We start from the raw sequence: 22,966 nt of genomic DNA, 5'->3' as shown, positions 1-22,966 counted from the left end.
CCGATCAACTAGGTGGCACGTTCATGGGAGTTGCACAGGAGATGCACATCTCTCTTTGCCTGATCGTGCAACCTGGGGCGGGCCGGGGCCGTCACGATCAGCGCCACGCCGGCGGCGATCAACGCGGTGGAGGCCAGCACCCGGGCGCCGAGCGGCTCGCCGAGAATCCACCAGCCGAGCAGGACGGCCACGACCGGATTGACGAAGGCGTAGGTGCCGACGATGCGCGGCGCGACATGATCGAGCAACCAGGTGTAGGCGGTGTAGGCGACGATGCTGCCGAACACGACCAGGTACGCGAGGGCCCACACCGACTGTGGGACGAAGTGGATGCGGGTCAGCTCGCCGGTGCACGCGGCCAGGACGGCGAGGATGCCGCCGGCGCAGAGCATCTCGATGGCGCTGGCCATCAGCGCGTGCGACGGGCGCGGCGCGTGCATCGCGTAGACCGAGCCGAGGCCCCAGCACATCGCGCCGGCCAGGGCCACGGCGATCGCCACCGCGTCGCTCGAACCGCTCGGCCGGGTCAGCACCGCCACCCCGGCGATGCCGAGGACCAGGCCGGACCCGACCGGCCAGCCGATCCGCTCACCGTCGGTGACGCGGCGTCCCAGCACGATCCACAGCGGAATCGTGGCCAGGAACAGCGCGGTGATGCCGGACGGCAACCACTGCTCCGACCAGGCCGCGCCGCCGGTGCCGGCCGCCGGGAGCAGCAGGCCCTGGATCGCGCCGGCCCGCCACTCGCGCCGGTTCGGGATCGGCCACCGGCGCGCGCGGCAGTACGCGAACAGGATCAGGCCGGCCAGCAGGAACCGGATGGCGTTCAGGGTCAGCGGCGGGATGCCGTCCAGGCCCACCTTCTGCGCCAGATAGGTGGAGCCCCACACGACGTACACGATGAGCAGCGGTCCCAGTGAGGTCATAGTCATCCCGTACCCACGCCGGGGTTGGCAGTTTTGCCATGCATGCCGCAGTTCGTGCCATGCTGGAGGCATGCTCACCGATGTCGCGGTGGTGATCGCCGAGCCGGTGCCCGCCTTCGAACTGGGCGTGGCCAGCGAGATCTTCGGGCTCGCCGCGATCGACGCCGACCTGCCCCGGTTCCGTTACGCGGTGTGTGCCGAGCGGGTCGCGCCGCTGCGCTCCTCGACCGGATTCACGATCACACCGGCCCACGATCTGACCCGCCTCGAAACCGCTGACCTGATCATCGTCACCGGCGCCTCGCCACCGGTCCCGCCGCCCGGCGACCAGCTTGCGGCGGCGCTGACGCGTGCCGTCGCGCGGGGTGCGACGGTGGCGGCTCTCTGCACCGGAGCGTTCCAGCTGGGCGCGATGGGCCTGCTGGATGGGCGTACGGCGACGACGCATTGGGCGTACGCCGATGAACTTGCCCGCCGGTTTCCGCAGGTCACCGTGGATCGCGACAGCATCTACGTAGTGCACGGACCGATCGCGACCAGTGCCGGCGCCTCGGCCGCGATCGACCTGTGCCTGCATCTGCTGCGCCGCGAGTTCGGCGCCGACGTGGCCGGCCGAATGGCCCGCGAGCTGGTCGTGCCGGCCCACCGCAGCGGCGGCCAGGCCCAGTTCTCCCGCGCTCCGGTCCCGCCGCCACGCACCGGCGACGGCCTCGCCGAGCTGCTCGACTGGATCACCGACCACCTGAGCGAGGACCTGTCGGTGGAGGCGCTCGCGCTCCGGGCCGCGATGTCACCGCGCACGTTCATCCGCCACTTCCTGGCGGCGACCGGTGAGACGCCCGCCGCCTGGGTGCGCGACCAGCGCGTACGTCATGCGGAGCAGTTGCTGGAACGTTCCGGCCTGCCGGTCGCCGCGGTCGCCCGGCACTGCGGTTTCGGCAGCGCCGACACCCTGCGGCGGCACTTTCGCCGGGTGCGTGGGGTAACGCCCGAAACGTACCGCGCGGCTTTCCGAATGGCTCCCGCCCCGCCGGGGTAGGAGCGATCGCATGTCCACGATCCGCACCGATGTGCCCGCGCGGCTCGACCGCCTGCCTTGGGCACGCTGGCACTGGATGATTGTGATCGGGCTCGGCACCGTGTGGGTGCTCGACGGCCTCGAGGTCACGATCGTCGGTAATCTCTCCGGGCGACTGTCCGAACAGGGCAGCGGCCTGCACATCACGCAGAGTCAGGTCACCGGTTTCGGTGCCGCCATCTACGTGCTCGGCGCCTGTTGCGGAGCGTTGTTCTTCGGCTGGCTGACCGACCGGTTCGGCCGCAAGAAGCTGTTCATGGTGACGCTCGCGGTCTACCTGCTCGGCACCGCGATGACCGCGTTCTCGTTCGACCCGTGGTGGTTTTTCCTGTTCCGGTTCGTCACCGGCGCCGGCATCGGCGGCGAGTACGCGGCCATCAACTCGGCGATCGACGAGCTGATCCCGGCCCGGCACCGCGGCCGGATCGACCTGATCATCAACGGCACCTACTGGGCCGGTGCGGCGTTCGGCGCGCTGCTCACCGTGCCGATCCTCACCCAGTTGCCGGTCGGCTGGGGCTGGCGGGTCGCGTTCGGCATGGGCGTGGTGCTCGGCCTGGTGATCCTGCTGGTCCGGCGGCACGTGCCGGAGAGCCCGCGCTGGTTGTTCATCCACGGCCGCGGCGACGAGGCGGAAGCCCTGGTCCGCGGGGTCGAGGAGGAGATCGGCGGTTCACTCGAGCCGGTGGACAAGACCATCGAGATCCACCAGCGGAAGCAGATCGGGTTCGGCACCATCGCCAAGACGCTGATCACGAAGTATCCGAAGCGGGCCACGCTGGGGTTCTCGCTGTTCATCGGGCAGGCGTTCCTCTACAACGCGATCACCTTCGGGTACGCCCAGATCCTGCAGACGTTCTTCAAGGTGCCGTCCGGCAGCACCGGCTACTACTTCGCCGTGATCGCGGTCGGCAACCTGGCCGGCCCGCTGCTGCTGGCGCACCTGTTCGACTCGATCGGCCGCAAAGTCATGATCACCGGCACGTACGTGTTGTCGGGTGTGCTCCTTCTCGGCACCGCGTGGCTGTTCAGCGCGGGCACCCTGAACGCGGTCACCATGACCGCCTGCTGGTGCGTGGTGCTGTTCTTCGCCTCCGCCGGCGCCTCCTCGGCGTACCTGACGGTCAGTGAGATCTTCCCGATGGAGACCCGGGCCTTGGCCATCGCCTTCTTCTACGCGATCGGCACCGCCGCCGGCGGCATCGCCGGTCCGCTGATCTTCTCCGAGCTGGTCGGCAGCGGCAAGGTGAGCGACACCGTCGTCGCCTTCGTCATCGGCGCCGCCGTAATGATCGCCGGCGGCCTCGTCGAGGCATTCCTGGGCGTGAAGGCCGAGCGCATGAGCCTGGAGGACATCGCCACCCCACTGACCGCCTCAACCTGAGGGGTCAGCCGTACGGAGGTATCGGGCCTATCTATCGACGGGCATCATTGCTGGGTGCCGCGATGGTATTTGCGCCCCCGAGCATGGTTTTTGATCATTTTGTCGGCGACCGCGCTCGTCGCGGCTCTGCTGGCCTGGTTCCTCGGGCAGGAGGGTCTCGACAAGGCGGACAAGTGGTCGAGCGTCGTGTTCGGTTCGGTCGGATCCCTCGCGATCGCCGCCGGCGCGCTCTTCCGGCTCTGGCAGCTCGGTGCAGCCCGGCGCGACGGTCAAGAGGTGGCGCTCGCCCGGCTGGCCGAGGCACAACGCGAGCAATGGACCGCCGAGCAGGCGGCCCGGCGGATCCGGGATCCCTGGCCACTGAACGTGCGGTGGCTGTCGAGTGCCCGGGCGCAGGCGGTGTCGGCGAGCTGGGCCTCGGTCCGCGGCAAACCGGGAGGCGGCTCGGTCGATTTGGACGGGGTCTACGGCGAGATTGCCGACCTGCTCGAACGGGACGACGTGCCGAGACGCCTCGTCGTGCTGGGTGACCCGGGCACCGGCAAGTCGATGCTGGTCCTGCACCTGACGCTCGAACTGCTGCAACGCCGCGCCGGACACGGACCGGTTCCGGTCCTGCTGACCGCGGCGAGCTGGAACCCGGTTCAGCCGCTCGACGAGTGGATCGCCACCCAGATCGTCAGCGCCGACGGGCGGCTGGGCAGAACCGTGCCGGCGCCGGGCGGGGGACGGCGCACCCTCGCGCGCGAGCTGGTGGCGCGCGGATCGATCCTGCCGGTCCTGGACGGACTCGACGAGATGAACGACGAGTTCCAGCGGGCCGCGCTGATCGGCATCTCGGCCGCCGCAGCGGCCGGCCGCGAGCTGGTCGTGACGTCGCGGACGGTGCCCTACGAGGCCGCGGTGCGCGCCTGCGGGCCGATTCCCGCCGCGTCGGTGGTCGAGCTCCAGCCGATCGCCGCAACCGAGGCGGCCCAGCATCTCGCGGACAGCGCCGCGATGGCCGACACCCGGTGGGCGGGCGTGCTTCACCACCTGCGCGCCGGCGCCTCGACGCCGCTGACCGGGGCGCTTTCGACGCCGCTGATGATCTGGCTGGCCCGGATGGTCTATCAGAGCCCGCGCACGAGTCCGGATGAGCTTCTGCTCGCCGAGTGGGCCACCAGCCGGGTGGGGATCGAGGAGCACCTGCTGGAGCATCTGGTGCCGGCGGCCTACGCGAGCACGCAGACCAATATCGGCCGGACCCGCCGGTGGCTGTCCGTCCTCGCCCGCCACATGCGGGCGGAGCGAACGTATGACCTCGCCTGGTGGCAGATCAACGAGATCAAACCGGTCCCGGCGGCTCAGTTGATCTCCATCGCGTACGTCATTCTCACCGCTCTGGTGGTCAACATTTTTTCGCTCTCGGCCGGTGCGTCCGTTGTGTTCGCCGACGAAGGTTTGTCCTTGCTCGGCTCGATCTTCCTCGGGTCCTGGCTCGGCGTCTTCGTCGCCTTCGGGCGCATGCTGTTCACCGACCGGCACCATCCGCGACGGATCACGTGGCGCGGACTGCGGTCGCTGTCCCTGGTCGCCGGCCTGCCGCTCTTCCTGATCGGCAGCGTGACCGGCCACCCCGCCAACGGCCTCGGCCTCGCGTTGTCGGCCGGTCTGGTCGCGGCCTGCGCCAGCGGTGCGGAGGTTGCCCCGTCCGCGGTGAGCCCGCTCGTCGCACTGGCCAAGGACCGGGCGGCCGCACTCCTCTCGGCCGGGATCACCGGCGCCACCGAGGTCTTCCTGCTCTCGTTCGGTGTCAGCCTGGCGCAGCCCTGGCCGTGGCTGGGCGGACTGTCCGTCGCTCTGGCCGCGATCCTATTGAGCGCCTGGGGTCAGTTCGTCCTCGCGACGCTTGTTCTCGGCGTCACCGGCCGCACGCCGTGGCAGCTGCTGCGCGGCCTGGACGAAGCCTGCGACCGCGGCGTTCTCCGCCGGGCCGGAAGCGTCTACCAGTTCCGCCACGGCCTGCTCCGCAACCGGCTGGCCACCCTCGACGACAACTCAAAGATCTAAGGCTTCCGGCTTGTGTACGGCGTCGCGGCCGGTCTTGTCGCTGCGGACCTGGAACTGGGGCTCGGTGGGGGAGGCGTCGACCGTACGGCCGGCCTCTTTCGTCCTTGACGTGATCTTCTTCTCCACCTCGCCGTCGACCGTCTGTCCGTGGCTGCTCCAGGTGACTTTGTCGCCTTTTTTCAGATTGTCGGCCATGCCGGAGGCATACCCGTGATCAGGCCGGAGTAACGCTGGGGGTGTGGCCCGGGGCGATCGAGGCCTGCACGACCAGCGCCGCCGCGCCGATGGCGGCGGCGTCCCGGGGCTGGGCGGACAGCTCGACGACGATCTCGTGGCTGTGCCGGGCGTGGGCGGTGGCGGCCAGGTGGGTGCGTAACCGGCGGGCGTAGATCGAGCCGGCCACCGCCGTGCCGGGGCCGGTCAGCACGAGCCGGCCGAGGTCGAGCAGGTTGACCATCGACGTCACGGCGACGGCAAGGTATTCCGCTGCCTGGTCCACGATGGCGAACGCCTCCGGGTCGCCGCTGACCGCGGCACGGGCGAGGGTGTCGTAGGCGCCGGCCACGGTCGGGCCCAGGCGCATTCCCGCGGAACGGGCCGCCTCGACGGTCGCGGCCATCGACGCGTACTGCTCGACGCAGCCGCGGTTGCCGCACGGGCAGGGCCGGCCGTCGTACGCGATGGAGACGTGCCCGAGCGCGCCGGCGTCGAAGCTCGCGCCGCGGAACAGCGCGCCGCCGAAGACCAGGCCGGCGCCGATGCCGGTGGAGAGGTAGACGCTGCCGAACGCCTGCTCGCGGGAGACCCGCCGGCTCCAGAACTCGCCGAGGGCGGCGGCGGCCGCGTCGTTCTCGGCCAGCACCGGGATGCGCAGGCGGTCGGCGAGCTCGGGCGCCCAGGAAGGGGCGGTGGGGGCCACGATCGCCAGGCCCTCGATGCGGTCGGGGCGCAGGTCGAGGCCGGTGGTGAAGTCGTCGAAGCGGGCCGCCAGCTGGGCCGGCCGGTCGGTGCCGTCGAGCGGGACCACCTCGCGGCCGACCACGCCGCCGGTCAGGTCGATGGCCACGCAGGTCACCGACTCCGGGCCGAGCTGGAAGCCGAGGCCGAACCGGTTGTCGGGGTTGATGGCGAGCAGCTTGCGGGGCTTGCCGCGGATCGAGTCGGCCGAGCCGGTCTCGTGGATGACGCCGTCGGCGATCAGCTCGCGGACGATGTTGGAGATCGACGGCTGGGTCAGGCCGGTCAGCTCGGCCAGCTCGACCCGGCTGATTGCGGTCGCCGAGCGCACCACGTCCACCACGAGGGCGCGGCTGCCCGGGCCTCCGGCTGCGGCTTCACGACGTGCCATGGCAGGTACGGTAGCGAAGTGTTGACGGAGCAGCGGCGGGTCGGGCTGGTTCTCGCCCGGGCGTCGCGGGTGCTCGGCGAGGAGCCCTACTATCACGAGTTCCTCGAGGGGCTCGAGCGCGTGCTGACCCCGGCGGGCGTGTCGGTGCTGGTCAAGGTCGTCACCGACCGGGCGGCGGAGAGCGACACCTACGAGCGGTGGGCGGCGCGCGGCTTCGTGGACGGTGTGGTGCTGGTCGACCTGGCGCCCGACGACGAGCGGGTCGCTCAGGTCAACCGGCTGGGGCTGCCGGCGGTGGTGATCGGTGCGCCGTCGACCGCGTCGGGGCTGCCGACCGTGTGGACCGACGACGCCGGCTTCGCCCGGGAGGCGATCCGTTTCCTGGTCGGCCGGGGACACGTGTGGATCGGCCACCTGAGCGGCCCGGCGTCCTTCGTGCACACCCAACTGCGGCGCGCGGGCGCGGAGGCGGAGGCGCGGGACAGCGCCGTGAACCTGGAGCGGGCCGAGGGCGATTATTCGTACGAGTCCGGGCGAAAAGGGGCGGCGGAGCTGATCCGCGTGGGCGCGACCGCGATCGTCTGCGACAACGACTTGATGGCGCTGGCCGCCCTTGACGAGTTGCGCGACCAGGGCAGGGCCGTGCCGGATGATGTCTCGGTGGTGGCCTGGGACGACTCGGCGCTGTGCCAGCTGGCGGTGCCGGCGCTGTCCGCGATGAGCCACGACGTCGGCCGGATCGGTGAGCTCGCGGCGGGGGCGCTGCTCGACGCGATGGCCGGTAAGCCGCCCGCGGTCTATGAGGCGCCGACCGCCCATCTCGTGGCGCGCGCTAGCACCCGCTAAAAAGAGGCTGGTCAGAGCGTTCTCTCCACGGAGGATGACTACTTAAATTATTAATCTAACCTTGACATGGCTGCAACGTACGTCACATGCTGGGCGCCCGACGCATCGATGACTGGTGGCGAACATGATCAACAGACGGCGATTCCTGATGACCATCGCGGGTGCGACCCTGCTGGTGTCCGGCTGCACCGGCGGTGCCGGCGACGACGACGGCGGGGACAAGGGCGGGGACATCACCGGCTCGATCTCGGTGCTGACCAACCGCACCGACCTGGTCGACAGCACCCTCCCGGCGTACGCGAAGAAGTTCGAGGCCAAATACCCCGGCACCAAGGTCACCTTCGAGGGCGTCACCAACTACGAGGGCGACGTCACCACTCAGCTCAGCGGCGGCGACTACGGCGACGTGCTGCTGATCCCGAACACGGTCACGGTCGACCAGTTGTCGCAGTTCTTCGAACCGCTCGGCAGCGTCGACTCGCTCAAGGCGAAATTCCGGTTCACCGACGAGAAGGCGTACGACGGCCAGGTGTACGGGTTGTCGGTCGGCGGGGTCGCCAGCGGCGTCGTCATCAACAAGCGGATCTGGGCGCAGGCCGGCGTCACCACGCCGCCGAAGACGCCCGAGGAGTTCCTGGCCGGGCTCGCTCTGGTGAAGAAGACCGGAGCAGTGCCGTTCTACACCAACTACAAGGACGGCTGGCCGCTGAGCGTCTTCAACAGCGAGCGGTCGATCCTCGACGACGCGGCGATCAACGAGAAGTTCCCGGCCGACCCGGCGCCCTGGCAGCCCGGGAAGATCCAGTACATCACCGACGGCCTGCTGTACGACATCGTGCACGCCGGTCTCAGCGAGAAGGACCCGCTGACGACCAACTGGGAAGGCTCCAAGCCGATGATCGGCACCGGCAAGGTCGCCACCATGCTGCTCGGCTCGTGGGCCATCCCGCAGATGAAGGAGGCCGCCAAGTCCGCCGGCGCCAACCCGGACGACATCGCGTTCTGGCCGTTCCCCTACCAGACCGGCGGCAAGTTCTACTCGAGCATCCAGGGCGACTACAAGGCCGCGGTGGCCAAGACCTCCAAGAACAAGGCCACCGCTCGGGCCTTCCTCGACTTCTTCGTCACCGAGTCCGGCTTCGCCGCCGACCAGCAGGCCGTCCCGCCGGTCATCGGCCAGCCGCTGCCGACGGCACTGCAGGAGTTCCAGGGCACCGGCGTCGAGCTGATCGAGCTGCCCGCGGCGACCACCAACGCCGGCAAGGAGGACCTGATCGTCAAGGACTCCGAGATCGACCTGGGCGGCAACATCTATCGGCAGAAGCTCGTCGACGTCGCGCGGGGCGCCGCCAAGGGCGACAAGGACTCCTACTTCGCCGAGCTGAACAAGCGGTGGGGCGCGTCCCAGGCCCGGGTCATGAAGTGAAGCCCTGGCTCTACCTCGCGCCCGCGCTCGCCCTGGTGGTCATCTTCACCTACGTGCCGGTCGCGAACATGATCTATTACAGCTTCCACCAGTGGGACGGGCTTCGGCCGGTGATGACGCCGGTGGGCTGGGACAACTACGTGCGGGTCTTCACCGACGAGCGGTACTGGCGGGTCTTCCTCAACAGCCTCTACTACTTCGTGGCGTCGTTCGCGCAGATCGGGATCGCCCTCTACTTCGCGACCGTGCTGTCCTTCAAGACCCGGTTCCGCAACCTGTTCAAGGGCATCCTGTTCTTCCCGTACCTGCTCAACGGGGTTGCCGTCGGGTTCGTGTTCCTCTATTTCTTCCAGCCCGGCGGCACGCTCGACACCATCCTTGGCGGCCACACTCCGCTGTGGCTGGGCGATCCGGACATCGCGAACTTCTCCCTGGCCGGCACGTCGGTGTGGCGGTTCACCGGGTTGAACTTCGTGCTCTTCCTCGGGGCGATCCAGTCGATCCCGGGGGAGATCTACGAGGCCGCGGAGATCGACGGCGCGACCCGGTGGCACCAGTTCCGGCACATCATCGCGCCCGGGATCCGCCGCATCATCAGCCTGTCCTTCATCCTGGCGATCTCCGGCAGCCTCGCGGTTTTCGAGATCCCGTTCATCATGACCGGCGGCGCGAACGACACCCGCACCTTCGTCATCCAGGCCTACGACACCGCGTTCCAGTTCCGCCAGATCGGGCTGGCCTCGGCGATGGCCGTCGTGCTGCTGCTCATCGTGCTCGCCCTCACCTGGCTGCAACGCCTGCTGCTGCCGGACGAGGAGGTGACGCTCTCATGAGGAGCATCCCCAAATATCTGTCCCTGGTCGTCGCGTCGATCGTCGTGCTCGTCCCGCTGGTGGTGGTGCTGTTCGCGGCGTTCAAGACGCACGCCGAATACAGCACCACCGGGCCGCTCACGCCGCCGCATGACTGGTTCAACCTGGACAACTTCGCCACCGCCTGGCGGGGCGGGCACATGCTGCGCGGCTTCTGGAACACCACGATCATCCTGGTCGTCTCGCTGACCGGCACGGTTTTCGTGGGCACCCTGGCGGCGTACGCCATCAGTCGTTTTGCCTTTGCCCTCAAGCGCGTCGTGCTCGGGTTGTTCCTGGTCGCGGCGCTCGTGCCGGGGGTGACCACGCAGGTGGCGACGTTCCAGATCGTCAAGTCGATGGGCCTGGTCAACACGCTGTGGTCGGCGATCGTGCTGTTCCTCGGCACCGACATCGTCTCGATCTACATCTTCATCCAGTTCATGCAGTCGATCCCGAAGAGCCTCGACGAGGCCGCGCTGATCGACGGCGCCGGGCGATTCACCGTTTACCGCAAGATCGTCCTGCCGCTGATGCGTCCGGCGATCGCCACCGTCGTGATCATCAAGGGCATCGCGATCTACAACGAGTTCTACATCCCCTTCCTCTACCTGCGGTCGCCCGATCTGAACGTCATCTCGACGGCGCTGTTCCGCTTCAAGGGCCCCTACGGCGCGCAGTGGGAGACGATCGCCGCCTGCACCATGATCGTCATCCTGCCGACCGTCGTGATCTTCCTGCTGCTCCAGCGCTTCATCTACAACGGCATCACCGCCGGAGCGACGAAATGAAAGGATCATCGATGGATCTCGCGAGCGGCTGGACGCTGAGCGGCCCTCTCACCACCGAGGCGACCGTCCCCGGCTGCGTGCATGTCGATCTGCTGAACGCCGGGCTGATCCCCGACCCGTTCCTGGACGACAACGAGAACGCGGTGGCCTGGATCGGCCGCGCCGACTGGACCTACAACCGGGACGTCGCCTGGACCGGGCCGCGGCCGGACCGCATCGACCTGGTCTTCGAGGGGCTCGACACGGTTGCCGACATCTCGCTCGGCGGCGTCACTCTCGGGTCGACCCGCAACATGCACCGAAGCTATCGCTTCGACGTCACCGAGTTGATCGACGAAACCCCGCGAGACTTGCGAGTCCGATTAACTTCCGCCTACCAAGAAGCCGATCGTGTACGCGCTGAGCTCGGTCCCCGCCCCAACGCCTACCCCGAGCCGTTCAACTTCGTGCGCAAGATGGCCTGCAGTTTCGGGTGGGACTGGGGCCCCACCCTGGTCACCGCCGGCATCTGGCGGCCGGTGCGCCTCGAAGGGTGGAGCACGGCCCGGTTGAGGTCGGTGCGCGCACTGACGACCTACCGGGACGGCACCGGTCTGCTCGACGTTGACATTGCGGTGGAGCGCACCCGGGACTCGGCGCTGCGCGCCCGCGTCGTGCTCGACGGCAACGAGATCGCGACCGTGCCGGTGCGCGAGTCCGCGGCCGGCCCGCTGCCGGGCGAGCGCGTGACGCTGACGCATGAGATCGCCGGGGTGGCGCCGTGGGAACCGGATGAGCCGAATCTGCATTCACTTGTGGTCGTGCTGCTCGACGGGGAGACCGAGCTGGACCGGTGGGAGCGGCGGGTCGGCTTTCGCACGGTGGAGATCGACACGTCCGGCGGCGGGTTCGTTTTTCACGTCAACGGCGCGCCGACGCTGATCAAGGGGGTCAACTGGATCCCGGACGACATCTTTCCGTCGCGGATGACCCGGGAACGGTATGCGCGGCGGCTCGGTGAGGCGGCCGCGGCCGGCGTCAACCTCGTGCGGATCTGGGGCGGCGGGATCTACGAGTCGCGCGACTTCTACGAGGTGTGCGACGAGCTCGGGTTGATGGTGTGGCAGGACTTCCTGTTCGCCTGCGCCTGCTACCCGGAGGAGGAGCCGCTCTACTCCGAAGTGGTGGCCGAGGCGCGGGAGAACGTGGTGCGGCTGTCGTCGCATCCGAGCCTGGTCGCCTGGAACGGCAACAACGAGAACCTCTGGCTCTATCGGGCCGGCGGCTGGGACGCTCAGCCGGGCGGCGACCTCAGCTGGGGCTCGAAGTATTACCTGGACACGCTGCCGGCGATCGTCGCCGAGCTGGACCCGTCGCGGCCCTACATGGCGGGCAGCCCCTGGTCGGGGTCGTGGGAGCACGAGCCGAACGCAGTTGATCACGGAACTTTCCACTCGTGGGACGTCTGGAATCGGCAGGACTATCTGCACTACCGGGACTCGGCGCCGCGGTTCGTGGCCGAGTTCGGGTGGCAGGCGCCGCCGGCCTGGCGAACCCTTCGGGACGCCCTCTCGGACTCGCCGCTGCGCCCGGATTCGCCGGGCGTGCTTCATCACCAGAAAGCCGAGGACGGGAACGGAAAACTCGCCCGCGGGCTGGCGGCGCACTTCCCGGCGCCGGCCCCGTCCTCGATGGAGGCCTGGCACTACCTCACCCAGCTCAATCAGGTCCGCGCCGTGCGAACCGGGATCTCGCACTGGCGGTCGCACTGGCCGCACACCGCCGGGACCATCCTGTGGCAGCTCAACGACCTGTGGCCGGTCACCTCGTGGGCGGCGATCGACGGGGCGGGGCGGTACAAGCCGCTGTACTTCGAGCTGAAGTCGCTCTATGCCGCGCGGGCCCTGTCGATCGAGCCGCGGGACGGTGGTCTGGTCGTCGCGGTGATGAACGACCACGATGCGCCGTGGGCCGGCTCGTTGTGGATCGACTCGACCGCCACGGACCTCTCGGTTCCGCCGCGATCCGTCGTGCTCGTGGAAGTTCCCGAGCTTCCGGGGGCGGCCGAGATGGTTGTGGCGCGGTTCAACGGCGTACAAAATCTGTGGTTCGCCTCTGATTTTGATCTTGTTGATTCGGAGTTGACCGTGACCGCCGAATCGGTGCCCGGCGGGCTCGATGTGCATGTCACGGCGGCCGGACTCGCCCGTGACCTGCTGCTTCAGCCGGATCGTCTGCACCCCGACGCCGTCGTGGACCGTGGGTTCGTGACGTTGCTGCCGGGGGAGTCGACCACCTTTGCCGTTCGTGCGCCGGCCGAGCTCGATGCCGGCCTGATCAAAGCCCCGTGGGTCCTGACCGACCTGGCCACGGCCCTGCGGTCCTAGAAAATCCGTCTCCCCAACGGAGGTTTCCCCCCATGAAGATCCCCCGCCCGGTCTGGGCCGTCGGCGCCGCTCTGGTGCTGCTCGGCGCGGGCATGGTCCACAGCGCCCCGGACGCCTCGGCGTTCGCGGCCACCTCACGCACGACCGTCCTCAACTACCTCAAGTCGATCACCGGCACCTCGATCGTCTCCGGGCAGCACAACAAGGAGCCGGCCACGTCGCCGGGGCAGTACACCCAGCAGGTGCACGACGTCACCGGGCAGTGGCCCGGGCTGTGGGGCGGCGACATGATGTTCCGCGCCGACGACGTCGCCAACCGGCAGCGCGTCATCGACCAGGCCAAGACCGAATGGGCGAACGGTTCCCTGGTCGCGCTCACCTGGCACGCCTGCTCACCGACGGTGGGCAGCACCTGCGAGTTCGACGGTGGCGTCAAGACCCGCATCGCCGACGCGCAGTTCCAGCAGATCGTCACCGGCGGCACCACGCTCAACCAGACGTGGCGCAGCCGGATGGCCGCCGTCGTGCCCTACCTCAAGCAGCTCAAGGCCGCCGGGGTACCGGTGCTGTGGCGGCCGTTCCACGAGATGAACGAGACCTGGAACTGGTGGGGCGGCCGGCCCGGCGCGAACGGCGGCGCCAAGATCTTCCAGCAGATGAAGGACTACTTCGACAGCCAGGGCCTGGACAACCTGATCTGGGTCTGGAACGTGCAGGACAACCCGGCCGGCGGCTGGTCGTCCTACTATCCGGGCAGCAACTATGTGGACGTGGTGTCCCTCGACGCGTGGTACAAGAACTATCCGTCGTCGAGTGACTATTCGCAGATCCAGTCGATCGCGGCGGGCAAGCCGATCGCGATCGCCGAGATGGGCAAGATGCCGGACAGCTCGCTGCTGGCGTCGCAGACCCGATGGGCGTATTTCATGATCTGGTCCGAGCAGCTCCGCGGCAACAACTCCAACGCGGAGATCCAGGCCACCTACTTCCACTCCCGTGTCCTGAACCAGGGCGAGGTCAAGATCGGCTAGTGCGCGGCGCCTCTGAGCTTCAGCTGATCTCCTTCAGCGCCCGGGTCAGGATGGCCGGGGTCTCGCTCAGGGGCGCCGCCTCGATGAACAGCCGGCCGATCGCCGCCGAATAACGGTCGACCTCCTCCTGCTTGTCGATGTAGAGGCTGCCGGTGAGATGCTCGATATACACCACATCGGACAGCTCCTGGTAGGGGAAGCGCAGCACGCTGAAAGCACCGCCGGACGCCGCATGCCCACCCGACAAAAACGGCATGACCTGCAGTTGTACGCCGGCGGACTCGGTCAGCTCGAGCAGCGCGGTGATCTGCTCGCGCAGCACGGCCGGTCCGCCGATCGGGCGGTGCAGCACCGCCTCGTCGAGCACCACCCACACCTTCGGGGCGTCCGGGCGCAGCAGCAGTTGTTTACGCTCCATCCGCAGCCGGGCGCGCCGGTCGATCTCGTGCGGATCGTTGCGGTTGTGCCCGAGACTGATCACCGCCCGCGCGTACGCCTCGGTCTGCAACAGGCCCGGGACGAACTGGACCTCGTAGGTGCGGATCAGCTCGGCGGCCTGCTCGAAGTCGAGATAGGTCTGGAACCAGGAGTCCAGCACATCGCCGTACTCCTGCCACCAGCTCGGGGCGTTGGCCTCCCGGAGGAAGGCGAACAGCCGCTCGCGTTCGTAGGGGTCGGTCACGCCGTACAACGTCAGCAGGTCGGTGATGTCGCGTTCCTTGAAACCGACCCGGCCCAGCTCCATCCGGCTGATCTTCGACTCCGATGCCCGGATCGGATGACCGGCATCTTCCCTGCTCAGACCGGCGGCCCGGCGCAATGCGCGCAGCCGTGCGCCGAGCTGCATCCGGCGCACGGTGGAACCGGCACCCTGTCCCTGGCTCAAATCTCCCGCCTGCCCCAAACGGTGATCCACAGTGGAACTTCGTGATCTTTGAGCGCTAGCATACGGTCTCATGGGTGACAGTGAGTCCGCCGAAAAGCTAGACACCAGCATTCCGCACTCCGCACGGGTCTGGAACTACTGGCTCGGCGGCAAGGACAACTTCGAGATCGACCGTCAGGTCGGCGATCAGTTCTCTGATTTCTACCCGGACATCACCGTGGTGGCGCAGTCCTCCCGCGCCTTCCTGAAACGGTCGATCACGTTCCTGGCGAAGGAAGCCGGCATCCGGCAGTTCCTCGACGTGGGCACCGGCATGCCCACCGCGGAGAACACCCACCAGGTCGCCCAGGCCGCCGCGCCCGACGCCCGCATCGTCTACGTCGACAACGACCCGCTCGTGCTGGTGCACGCCCGGGCGCTGCTGACCGGCACGGCCGAGGGCGTCACCGAGTACATCGACGCCGACCTGAAAGACCCGGCCGCGATCCTGGAGGCGGCCTCGCGCACCACACTCGACCTGTCGAAGCCGACCGGCCTGATCCTGATGAACATCCTCGGCCACGTGCCCGACCTCGACGAGGCCGTCTCGATCGTCCGCCGCCTGATGGGCGCCCTGCCGTCAGGCAGCTACCTCGCCACCGCCGACGGCACCAACGTGATCGACGGCCCCGCGTTCGAGGAGGCGATCGGCGTCTGGAACGCGAACGCGCCGCTCTCCTACCACCTGCGCCGCCCCGAGGAGCTGGCCCGCTTCCTCGAAGGCCTCGAGATCGCCGAGCCGGGCCTGGTGCCGTGCTCGCAGTGGCGCCCGTCGCCGGACGCCACTGCTGCCGAGCTTCGTGAGGTCGACGAGTTCGGTGCGGTCGCCCGCAAGCCGTAATCTGCCGCTTTGGCCGGCGGCGTAGCCGCCGGCCTGGTGGAGATCGTCAGCGTGAGCGCGGCAGGCAGCACTTCTTGTACTTGTTGCCGGAGCCGCACCAGCACGCCGCGTTCCGCTCCGGCGGCCAGCTGATCTGCCCCGGCCCGGTGGCCAGTTGACGGGCGTAGCCGGCCCGGGTCTTCGTTTCGGCCGGGTCGCCGGCGAACTTGTCCAGACCCGCGACCGAGCCCGGCAGCACGGTCAGCCCGACCCGGCCGGCGCCGGCCAGCCGGACCAGCTCCCGCTCCAGGTGGGCGCGATGCTCGTCCCAGGACTTGCCGTACGCCTCGGCCAGGTCCGGCCACTGCGCGAGCAGCTTGTCGAACTCGGCCTGCGGCCAGAACAGCAGGTCGTCGCCCGGCTCGGCCGCCGCGGCGGTGGTGTTGGCGAGCTTGGTCTCGAGCCGCTCGGCCAGGTTGTCGTGCGCGTCGTGCTGCAGGCCGAGCGCGTGGCGCACCCGGTGCCGCTGCTGCAACAGGAAGAACAGCAGCCCCGCGTCGTCGGCGCTGGCCGGCTCGGCGGTCTGGCCCTTCTCACGGTCGGCCAGCGTGGTCTGCACGGCTTCGGTCAGCCACTCCTCGGCGACCCGGGTGCGGCCGCCCACGGCCAGAGCCGCACTGAGATACGCCGCCGCATCCGTGTGCTGGGTGAGCAACGAGCGCAACGGCTCGAGCTCGGCCATCGCCTCGTCCGCGCGGCCGGCCCGGAACAGGATCCGCGCCCGCAGCGCGTGGGCCGCGGCCGCCTGGCTGTCGTCCCGCTTCCCGTACGCCTCCACGGCCCGGTCCACATACTTCAAAGCGGCGTCGAGCTTGCTCCGGCTCTCCGCGATCTCGGCCGCGAGCGCGAGCGCGTAGCCGGCGTCTTCCGGGTCGGCGAGGTACCCATCGTCCGCGGCGTCGGCCAACTCGGCCGCGATGCCGAGCGGGTCGGCCGCGCCGAGCGCGGACTGCCGGATCTCACTGAGGTCTGCGCTGGTCAATTCGGTTTTCAACGACACGCCGCCACGCTACTGCGACTCGGGCACCGAAGACCGTTGATCTGGGTCTCATCTCCTTTTTGATTTATGCGTTGATTTACGTGTCGCCCAGGAGGTCCCATCGGTTGCCGGCGATGTCGAGAAAGACCGCAACCCGGCCGTACGGCTCGACGCGTGGCTCCCGCACGAAAGTCACGCCGCCTTCGGCCAGCCGCCGGTATGCGGCGTCGAAATCGTCGACCCGAAAAAAGAAGCCGACCCGCCCCGCCGCCTGGTCCCCGACGGTGGCGGCTTGACGATCCCCGTCGGCGCGAGCAAGCAGGATGCCGGTCTGCGCCCCGGGCGGCCGGACGACCACCCATCGCTTGGCCCGCCCGTCGTTGGTGAGCGACGGCGAGTCCTCCACCAGATCAAACCCGAGGACTCCGGTGAAGAACGCGATGGCCGGGTCGTATTCGTCAACGAGCAGGGCCACCAGCTCGATCGGCATGCGGGCCTCCCTCGGCTTTGCGGGTCTTCGGGTTGGCGGCGAGCATGGCAACGAACAGGGCGCCCTGTTCGAGCGCGTCGTCCAGCGCGACATGACTGTGCGGGGACTCGTCGAACCACTCCGGTGGCATGGTGCGCTTGACCGTCGAGCGGTAGTCGGTGCCGAGCAGCGCCATCGCATACGTCTTCATGTCCAGCGCCGAATGCGAGAACGGGCTCGAACCGGCGAAGCGGATCAAATACCAGTACACGAACATGAAGTCGAACGCGACCGGGTAGCCGACGAACACCGGCTTCCCGGGCAGGCTCGTGACCCACTCCCGGTAGGCGACCATCGCGGTGGCCGGCTCCTGCTGGTCGGCCCGGCACGCCGCCCACGCCTGCGGCTGCGTCGCCCACCACGCCATGGTCTCCGGAGCGCCTTCCGCGCCGGGCAGCGTGACCAGATTCGCGCTGAACGTGCCCAACAGCTCCTTCTCCGCGGTGAACGCCGCCGAGGCGAAGCTCAGCATCGAGTGCGGGCCGGGAATCGGCCCATCGGTCTCGACATCGGTGCTGACGTAGATCTCCGGTCGTGCCACGCCCGCACCGTAGAGCAGTCGGCCGAGCCCGGGAAAGCTGTTTTGCGATCCGTTGAATGTCCACCCGCTGATCGTGCCGATCGCCGGAGCCGGGCGGATCCGCCCGTGGGCGGGTCTCGTCTACCCCAGCGGGATTACCACAGCAGGAGGACGTGCTCGGCATGCGGGAGCGAGCCGCCGCGGCCGGTGGCACGGTGCAGACGGTTGCCGATGACCAGTTCACCGTGCGGGCGACGCTGCCGGTGACGAAGGAGGCGGGATGAGCATCCGGGTCCTGCTCGCCGACGACCAGAAGCTGATCCGGGCCGGCTTCCGGCTGATCATCGACCTCGCCGACGGCATGGAGGTGGTCGGCGAGGCGTCCGACGGGGCCGAGGCCGTCGCGATGGCCCGGTCGGAGCGCGCCGACGTGGTGCTCATGGACATCCGCATGCCGGGCGCCGACGGGATCGAGGCGACCCGTCGCCTCGCCGCCGACCCGGAGCTGACCGGCGTGCGCGTCGTCGTGCTGACCACGTTCGAGGCCGACGACAACGTGCTCGCCGCGCTGCGGGCGGGCGCGAGCGGCTTCCTCAGCAAGGACGTCGATCCCGAGGAGCTGCTGCGCGCAATCCGGGTCGTCGCCGCCGGGGATGCCCTGCTCACGCCGCGGGCCACCCGCGGTCTCATCGACCGCTTCCTCGAACCGGACAAGGGCTCCACGCCGGTTCCGCCGCAGCTCGAGCATCTCACCGACCGGGAGCGCGAGGTGCTGCGGCTGGTCGCGCTCGGCTGCTCGAACGACGAGATCGCCGGCCGGCTCGTGCTGTCGCCGCTCACCGCCAAGACACACGTGCACCGGGCGATGACCAAGCTCGGCGTGCGTGATCGGGCGCAGTTGGTCGTCATCGGTTACCAGAGCGGCCTGGTGCGGCCGGGCGACCAGAAATGACGGCGTTACGGGCCGTCGAGTGAGGTGGCGTCCCGCAGGGCCTCCCACGCGCCCCGGAGGATCTCGCCGAGCCCGCGGTCGTCGTCGGAGTCGAGCCATTCGCCGACCGAGACGCGCAGCAGGGTCACGGCCGTCTCGGCCAGCAGCGCTGCCCGCATCGGCTCGACGCCGCGGGCGATGAAGGCGGCCGTGCCCGCCGAGCCGACGTCGGCCCATTTGCGCAGGTCACGCTCGCCCAGCCCGGGATCCGAGCGGACGATCTCGCGCCGCACCCGAAGGTCTTCGCGGCGCCCCTCGAACCGCGCCGCGGCGACCGCGAGCAGGCCGTCGACGACCACCCGCATCGGCGTCCACGACGCCGGCGCCTCGGCGATCAGGCGGGTGGTGAACTCGGGGATCTCGTTGCCGGCGTAGAGCACCTCCCGCTTGTCGGCGAAGTGCCGGTGAAACGTGCGGGTGGTGAGGCCGGCCCGCGCGGTGATCTCCGGAACGGTCGTCGCCGCAAAGCCCTTCTCCACGAACAGCTCGATGGCGGCCCGCTCGAGGCGCTCCCGCGCGTCCACCGGCCATCTGCTCACCCTTCCATCCTACGTGATGACATGGCATGTCATCGGGGCGTAGGGTGATGACATGGCATGTCATAACAGGAGCGGAGCAGGCCGTGGATGCTGAAGTCTGGATTCTGGGCGGCACCGGCCGCAGCGCCCGCGCGATAGCGGCCGAACTGATCAGCCGAGGCATCGCCCCGGTCCTGGTCGGCCGAGACGCCACCCGCCTGGCCGAGGCCGCCACCCGCTTGGGCGGCGGCGGCCTGAGCGACGGCAGCTTGGGTGGCGGCAGCTTGGGCGGCGGCAGCTTGGGCGGCGGCAGCTTGGGCGGCGACCGCTTGGGCGGCGGCAGCTTGGGCGGCGACCGCTTGGGCGGCGGCAGCTTGGGCGGCGACCGCCTGGGTGGCGGCGGCTTGGCCAGTGACCGTGTTGGCGGCGGTGGCGGTCGCTTCGGTGTTGGTCGGACAGTGGTGGCCGGGTCGGTGTCGGAGATCGCTGCGGAGATTGGGCGGCAGCGGCCGGCTGTCGTGATCAACACCGTCGGGCCGTTCCTGACCACGGCTGCGCCGATCATCGAGGCCTGCCTGGCCGGGAGTCACTACCTCGACCTGGCCAACGATGTCGCCGCGGTGGCTGCCGTGCTCGGCTGGAACGACGCGGCCGCGGCCGCGGGGCGGACGCTCGTGACCGGCTCGGGATTCGGCGCGACCGCCACCGAGAGCGTCGTCGTCAAGCTGTGTGAGAACCGTCCCGCGCCGGTGGACGTCCGCGTCGACATGGTGCCCTCGCTGGCGATCGAGGCAGGCGCGTTGGGCGACGCCCTGGCCGGCACCCTCGTCGAGGGTCTTCCGGGCGTCGAGGGCGGCGGGCGTTACCAGGGCCGCCGCTACCGCAACGGACGGCTCGCGCCCGCACCGCTCGGCGGCGATCCGCTCGAGATCACCCTGCCGGACGGCGCCAAGGTCACGACCGCGGTCATGCCGCTCGGTGAGCTGATGGCCGCCCAACGCGCGAGCGGCGCCCCGTCGGTGATCTCCGCCTCGGCCGAGGCGCCCTCGTCACCGGTCATCCGAGCCGTGCTGCCCCTGGCCACCGCCCTGTTGCAGATCCCGGCGGTGCGCGCTTTCGCCCGGCGGCGGCTGGCGGCGGTCGAGTTCAAGGCGCGCGAGCGTCCCCGGGAACACTCGTGGGGTCACGCGCGCATCCGGTGGGCGGACGGCACCATCCGGGAGGGCTGGCTCCGGGTCGGCGACGCCCAGGCATTCACCGGCGCGGTCCCGGCCGAGGTGGCCCGCCGCCTGCTGGCCGGCGAGGGCCGCCCGGGCGCCCACTTCCCGGCGGCACTCTTCGGCCCGTCCCTGGCCGAGTCCTGCGGCGGCGCCTACCTGATCGAGGCCCACGCGTAAGGAGGCGAAGCCCAGACCCCGCCAGCTTGATCAGCTTCTGGGTTTCCCGCCAGATCCGCGCCGCATCGTGTTCCACCCACCCCCGGGCAGCCCGCCCACCTACGCCCGGCAGTGGTTGGCTCGGGCGGTGGGTGGTCCGCGCGCCCGTTTTCCTTGAAAGTTGGGGTCTGGATGAGTCGGGCAGGGCCTGTTTTTCTTGAAAATGGCGTCTCGGTCGGCTCAGGCGTCGGCGGTTGGCGCTCGGGTGGCGGTGGGTGGGTGGTGGGGTGTGTCAGAGTTCGGGCATGCTCGCTGTGGCTCATCGGGGCGGCAACTCGGTTGCTGGGCTTTCGGCTGCGCTGGCGGCTGGGGTCGACCTCGTCGAGGTGGACGTTCAGCTCTATCGCGGAGCCCTGGAGGTGCGGCACAGCCGGGCCGTCGGGTCTCGGCTGTTGTGGGATCGGGCGGACGGCTTCACCCGGCGGCGGGAGCTCCCGGAGCTCGAGGAGATTCTCGCTGTCGCGGGCGGCGACCCCCGCCTGATGCTTGACCTCAAGGGCCGCTCGCTCGAGATGGCCGCGCGGGTGGCCGAGAGTCTGCGGGTGCGGGCTCACGGCGTACCCGTCGCGGTCTGCACGAAAGAGTGGGCGATGCTCGATACCTTCGCCGCCGACCCGAACGTGAAGCGGATTTTCTCCGCGGCGAATGCCGCGCAGGTGGCGCGCCTGCTGGCCCGGATGCGCGGGCAGCGGGTGGACGGCGTGTCGATCCGGCTGCGGCTGCTCACTCCACCGGTGATGGCGGAGCTCAGGCGCGCCACCGACCTGATCCTGGCGTGGCCGGTCGACTCGGCGTCCGATCTCGCCCGCGCCGAACACCTCGGCGTGACCGGGGCCATCAGCAAGAGCCTGCCGCTGCTGGATGCGCTCGTGCGCCGGCGAAGCTGACTGCTTCGCAACGGGACTGCGGCAGCCGCGGGGGTGCGGCGGCGGTGCGGCGGCCGCGGGCATGCAGGGAGAGGTGCGGCAGCCGCGGGGGTGCGGCACGAGGTGCGGCAGCCGCGGGCATGCGGAGAGGCGCGGCAGCCGCGGGGGTGGGGCAGGGGCGCGGCAGCCGCTGGGTGCGGCAGACGTGCGGGAAGCCTGCCGCACGCATGCCGCGGGCGGCAGGGCACAAAGCCCCTACCCGCCGGCAGCACGATGGATAGCGTGAGGCCATGGCACAGATGGCGGTCGTCGGTCCGGCCCGGACGCGCATGTTCGGGGTCGCGCTGACCGGCGCGGGAGCGTTCATGGTGGTGGCCGGCGCGGCGACCTGGGCGATGATCAGCAGGAAGCTGGCGGACGAGAGCATCACGGTGGCCGACGACGCGCGGTGGTTCGCGGGTGCGAAGGTGGCCGGTCCGCTGACCGCGTTCTCGCAGGCCGACATCATCGATCACCACGCCCGCGGCATCAGCGGCGGCAAGACCTATGCCGAGCTGGCGCAGGACGATCCGGTCCGGGCCACGATGATGAACGCGTCGTTCCTGCGGGCGTCGCTGTTCACGTCGGTGCTGTCGTTCGGCGTCGCCGCGATGGCGGTGGGCGTGGGCGCGCTGACCACGATCTCCGGCCGGGCCGTCCTCGCCCTGGGTAAGGGGGTCAGGCGGCGGTAAGGCTCACTCCGTAATAGCCGTAGAGGCTTTCGCAGAACTCGCCGGTGGCCATGCCGCTCGGGTCGTAGGGCGGCGCGTCGGCCACCTGGGCGCTGCTGCGGCCGACCCGGATGTGGCCGCCGGTCACGCCGTGGACCGCCTCGACCGGGATGAACGACGGGGTTGCGCCGAAGCCGGCCACGCCGCCGTGTTCCACGCTGATCAGGCGGAAGCGGCGCGCCTCGGCGTCGACCAGCAGGTCTTCGACCGTGCCGAGGGCGTTGCCGTCGCGGTCGGTGACCGGGCAGCCGAGGAGACGGGCCGGGGGAGCGCTCCGGTGAGCGGACTCGGTCAGTCTGATCATCGTGATGGGCGGGCTGTCCATCGGATCCTCCTCGTTGGTCTCATCGAGAGCTACCCATGGCTCGGCCACGTGAAACGAAGTGGCCCGGCTTCAAGAAACGATGCGGCCCGGCTTCAAGAAACGACGCGGCCCGGCTTCAAGAAACGACG

At 69.6% G+C, this 22,966-nt stretch carries 23 protein-coding genes; 14 read left to right on the top strand and 9 right to left on the bottom strand.

The window, feature by feature from the left end:
• Window positions 1–8: 8 nt before the first annotated feature.
• Window positions 9–926: an EamA family transporter gene (locus AB0E90_RS02140; protein WP_360398028.1), complete on the bottom strand. Its 918-nt coding sequence runs from the start codon at window positions 924–926 to the stop codon at window positions 9–11.
• Between the two features lie 70 nt (window positions 927–996).
• Between AB0E90_RS02140 and AB0E90_RS02135 the strand changes: the two genes are divergently transcribed.
• From AB0E90_RS02135 to AB0E90_RS02125, 3 genes are all read left to right on the top strand, one after another.
• A complete protein-coding gene (locus AB0E90_RS02135; protein ID WP_360398026.1) occupies window positions 997–1,965 on the top strand; it encodes a helix-turn-helix domain-containing protein in 969 nt (322 codons plus the stop codon).
• A gap of 10 nt (window positions 1,966–1,975) precedes the next feature.
• A complete protein-coding gene (locus AB0E90_RS02130) occupies window positions 1,976–3,388 on the top strand; it encodes an MFS transporter (protein ID WP_360398024.1) in 1,413 nt (470 codons plus the stop codon).
• 90 nt (window positions 3,389–3,478) lie between these two features.
• On the top strand, window positions 3,479–5,440 hold the full coding sequence (locus AB0E90_RS02125) for an NACHT domain-containing protein (protein WP_360398021.1): 1,962 nt from the start codon (window positions 3,479–3,481) through the stop codon (window positions 5,438–5,440).
• On the opposite strand, the gene AB0E90_RS02120 is transcribed toward AB0E90_RS02125, so the two are convergent.
• Window positions 5,429–5,635 (bottom strand): DUF2945 domain-containing protein, encoded by a 207-nt coding sequence (locus AB0E90_RS02120; RefSeq protein ID WP_360398019.1) that lies wholly within the window; start codon window positions 5,633–5,635, stop codon window positions 5,429–5,431. The two genes, AB0E90_RS02125 and AB0E90_RS02120, sit on opposite strands and share 12 nt — an antisense overlap.
• A gap of 19 nt (window positions 5,636–5,654) precedes the next feature.
• Complete coding sequence (locus AB0E90_RS02115) at window positions 5,655–6,788, bottom strand: ROK family transcriptional regulator (RefSeq protein WP_360398017.1); 1,134 nt, start codon at window positions 6,786–6,788, stop codon at window positions 5,655–5,657.
• 18 nt (window positions 6,789–6,806) lie between these two features.
• Here AB0E90_RS02115 and AB0E90_RS02110 point away from each other — a divergent pair, with 18 nt between their 5' ends.
• The 6 genes from AB0E90_RS02110 (at window position 6,807) to AB0E90_RS02085 (ending at window position 14,099) form a co-directional block, all read left to right on the top strand.
• The gene (locus AB0E90_RS02110) at window positions 6,807–7,634 is read left to right on the top strand and encodes a substrate-binding domain-containing protein (protein WP_360398015.1); all 828 of its coding nucleotides are present in this window, start codon (window positions 6,807–6,809) and stop codon (window positions 7,632–7,634) included.
• A gap of 124 nt (window positions 7,635–7,758) precedes the next feature.
• On the top strand, window positions 7,759–9,060 hold the full coding sequence (locus AB0E90_RS02105) for an ABC transporter substrate-binding protein (RefSeq protein WP_360398013.1): 1,302 nt from the start codon (window positions 7,759–7,761) through the stop codon (window positions 9,058–9,060).
• A complete protein-coding gene (locus tag AB0E90_RS02100) occupies window positions 9,057–9,893 on the top strand; it encodes a sugar ABC transporter permease (RefSeq protein WP_360398011.1) in 837 nt (278 codons plus the stop codon). The genes AB0E90_RS02105 and AB0E90_RS02100 overlap by 4 nt, the downstream gene beginning before the upstream one ends.
• The gene (locus AB0E90_RS02095) at window positions 9,890–10,702 is read left to right on the top strand and encodes a carbohydrate ABC transporter permease (protein ID WP_360398009.1); all 813 of its coding nucleotides are present in this window, start codon (window positions 9,890–9,892) and stop codon (window positions 10,700–10,702) included. Before AB0E90_RS02100 ends, AB0E90_RS02095 begins: the two co-directional genes overlap by 4 nt.
• 11 nt (window positions 10,703–10,713) lie before the next feature.
• On the top strand, window positions 10,714–13,068 hold the full coding sequence (locus AB0E90_RS02090; protein WP_360398007.1) for a glycoside hydrolase family 2 protein: 2,355 nt from the start codon (window positions 10,714–10,716) through the stop codon (window positions 13,066–13,068).
• Window positions 13,069–13,100: 32 nt separating this feature from the next.
• Window positions 13,101–14,099, top strand: coding sequence for a glycosyl hydrolase (locus AB0E90_RS02085; RefSeq protein ID WP_360398005.1), 999 nt, complete (start codon window positions 13,101–13,103; stop codon window positions 14,097–14,099).
• Window positions 14,100–14,118: 19 nt separating this feature from the next.
• Here the strand turns inward: AB0E90_RS02085 and AB0E90_RS02080 are convergent, their stop codons facing one another.
• A complete protein-coding gene (locus AB0E90_RS02080) occupies window positions 14,119–14,946 on the bottom strand; it encodes a DUF5753 domain-containing protein (protein WP_360398003.1) in 828 nt (275 codons plus the stop codon).
• Between the two features lie 109 nt (window positions 14,947–15,055).
• Between AB0E90_RS02080 and AB0E90_RS02075 the strand changes: the two genes are divergently transcribed.
• Window positions 15,056–15,865: an SAM-dependent methyltransferase gene (locus AB0E90_RS02075; RefSeq protein ID WP_360398001.1), complete on the top strand. Its 810-nt coding sequence runs from the start codon at window positions 15,056–15,058 to the stop codon at window positions 15,863–15,865.
• Window positions 15,866–15,911: 46 nt separating this feature from the next.
• Here the strand turns inward: AB0E90_RS02075 and AB0E90_RS02070 are convergent, their stop codons facing one another.
• The 3 genes from AB0E90_RS02070 to AB0E90_RS02060 all read right to left on the bottom strand — a co-directional run bounded on the left by AB0E90_RS02070 (window position 15,912) and on the right by AB0E90_RS02060 (window position 17,953).
• Window positions 15,912–16,904 carry an SEC-C domain-containing protein gene (locus AB0E90_RS02070; RefSeq protein ID WP_360397999.1) on the bottom strand — a complete coding sequence of 331 codons (993 nt, stop codon included), beginning with the start codon at window positions 16,902–16,904 and terminating at the stop codon, window positions 15,912–15,914.
• 76 nt (window positions 16,905–16,980) lie between these two features.
• Window positions 16,981–17,373 (bottom strand): VOC family protein, encoded by a 393-nt coding sequence (locus AB0E90_RS02065; protein WP_360397997.1) that lies wholly within the window; start codon window positions 17,371–17,373, stop codon window positions 16,981–16,983.
• On the bottom strand, window positions 17,342–17,953 hold the full coding sequence (locus AB0E90_RS02060; RefSeq protein ID WP_360397995.1) for an exonuclease: 612 nt from the start codon (window positions 17,951–17,953) through the stop codon (window positions 17,342–17,344). The genes AB0E90_RS02065 and AB0E90_RS02060 overlap by 32 nt, the downstream gene beginning before the upstream one ends.
• 259 nt (window positions 17,954–18,212) lie before the next feature.
• Between AB0E90_RS02060 and AB0E90_RS02055 the strand changes: the two genes are divergently transcribed.
• Window positions 18,213–18,884 (top strand): response regulator transcription factor, encoded by a 672-nt coding sequence (locus AB0E90_RS02055; protein WP_360397993.1) that lies wholly within the window; start codon window positions 18,213–18,215, stop codon window positions 18,882–18,884.
• Between the two features lie 5 nt (window positions 18,885–18,889).
• On the opposite strand, the gene AB0E90_RS02050 is transcribed toward AB0E90_RS02055, so the two are convergent.
• The gene (locus AB0E90_RS02050; protein ID WP_360397991.1) at window positions 18,890–19,462 is read right to left on the bottom strand and encodes a helix-turn-helix domain-containing protein; all 573 of its coding nucleotides are present in this window, start codon (window positions 19,460–19,462) and stop codon (window positions 18,890–18,892) included.
• An 83-nt stretch (window positions 19,463–19,545) separates the two neighbouring features.
• On the opposite strand from AB0E90_RS02050, the gene AB0E90_RS02045 reads away from it, so the two are divergent.
• From AB0E90_RS02045 to AB0E90_RS02035, 3 genes are all read left to right on the top strand, one after another.
• Window positions 19,546–20,838 carry a hypothetical protein gene (locus AB0E90_RS02045; protein WP_360397989.1) on the top strand — a complete coding sequence of 431 codons (1,293 nt, stop codon included), beginning with the start codon at window positions 19,546–19,548 and terminating at the stop codon, window positions 20,836–20,838.
• A gap of 284 nt (window positions 20,839–21,122) precedes the next feature.
• Window positions 21,123–21,764, top strand: a complete 642-nt coding sequence (locus tag AB0E90_RS02040) for a glycerophosphodiester phosphodiesterase (protein WP_360397987.1) — start codon at window positions 21,123–21,125, stop codon at window positions 21,762–21,764.
• Window positions 21,765–22,033: 269 nt separating this feature from the next.
• Window positions 22,034–22,474 (top strand): aromatic ring-opening dioxygenase LigA, encoded by a 441-nt coding sequence (locus AB0E90_RS02035; RefSeq protein WP_360397985.1) that lies wholly within the window; start codon window positions 22,034–22,036, stop codon window positions 22,472–22,474.
• Here AB0E90_RS02035 and AB0E90_RS02030 read toward each other — a convergent pair.
• Window positions 22,461–22,838: a PRC-barrel domain-containing protein gene (locus AB0E90_RS02030; protein ID WP_360397983.1), complete on the bottom strand. Its 378-nt coding sequence runs from the start codon at window positions 22,836–22,838 to the stop codon at window positions 22,461–22,463. The genes AB0E90_RS02035 and AB0E90_RS02030 overlap by 14 nt on opposite strands.
• Window positions 22,839–22,966 lie beyond the last annotated feature (128 nt).

It is taken from the genome of Actinoplanes sp. NPDC026619, from assembly GCF_040638295.1.
In the GTDB taxonomy this organism is placed as follows: Bacteria; Actinomycetota; Actinomycetes; order Mycobacteriales; family Micromonosporaceae; genus Actinoplanes.
The sequence above is the reverse complement of the archived record's forward strand: the minus strand, read 5'-3'. Positions and strand labels throughout refer to the sequence as shown.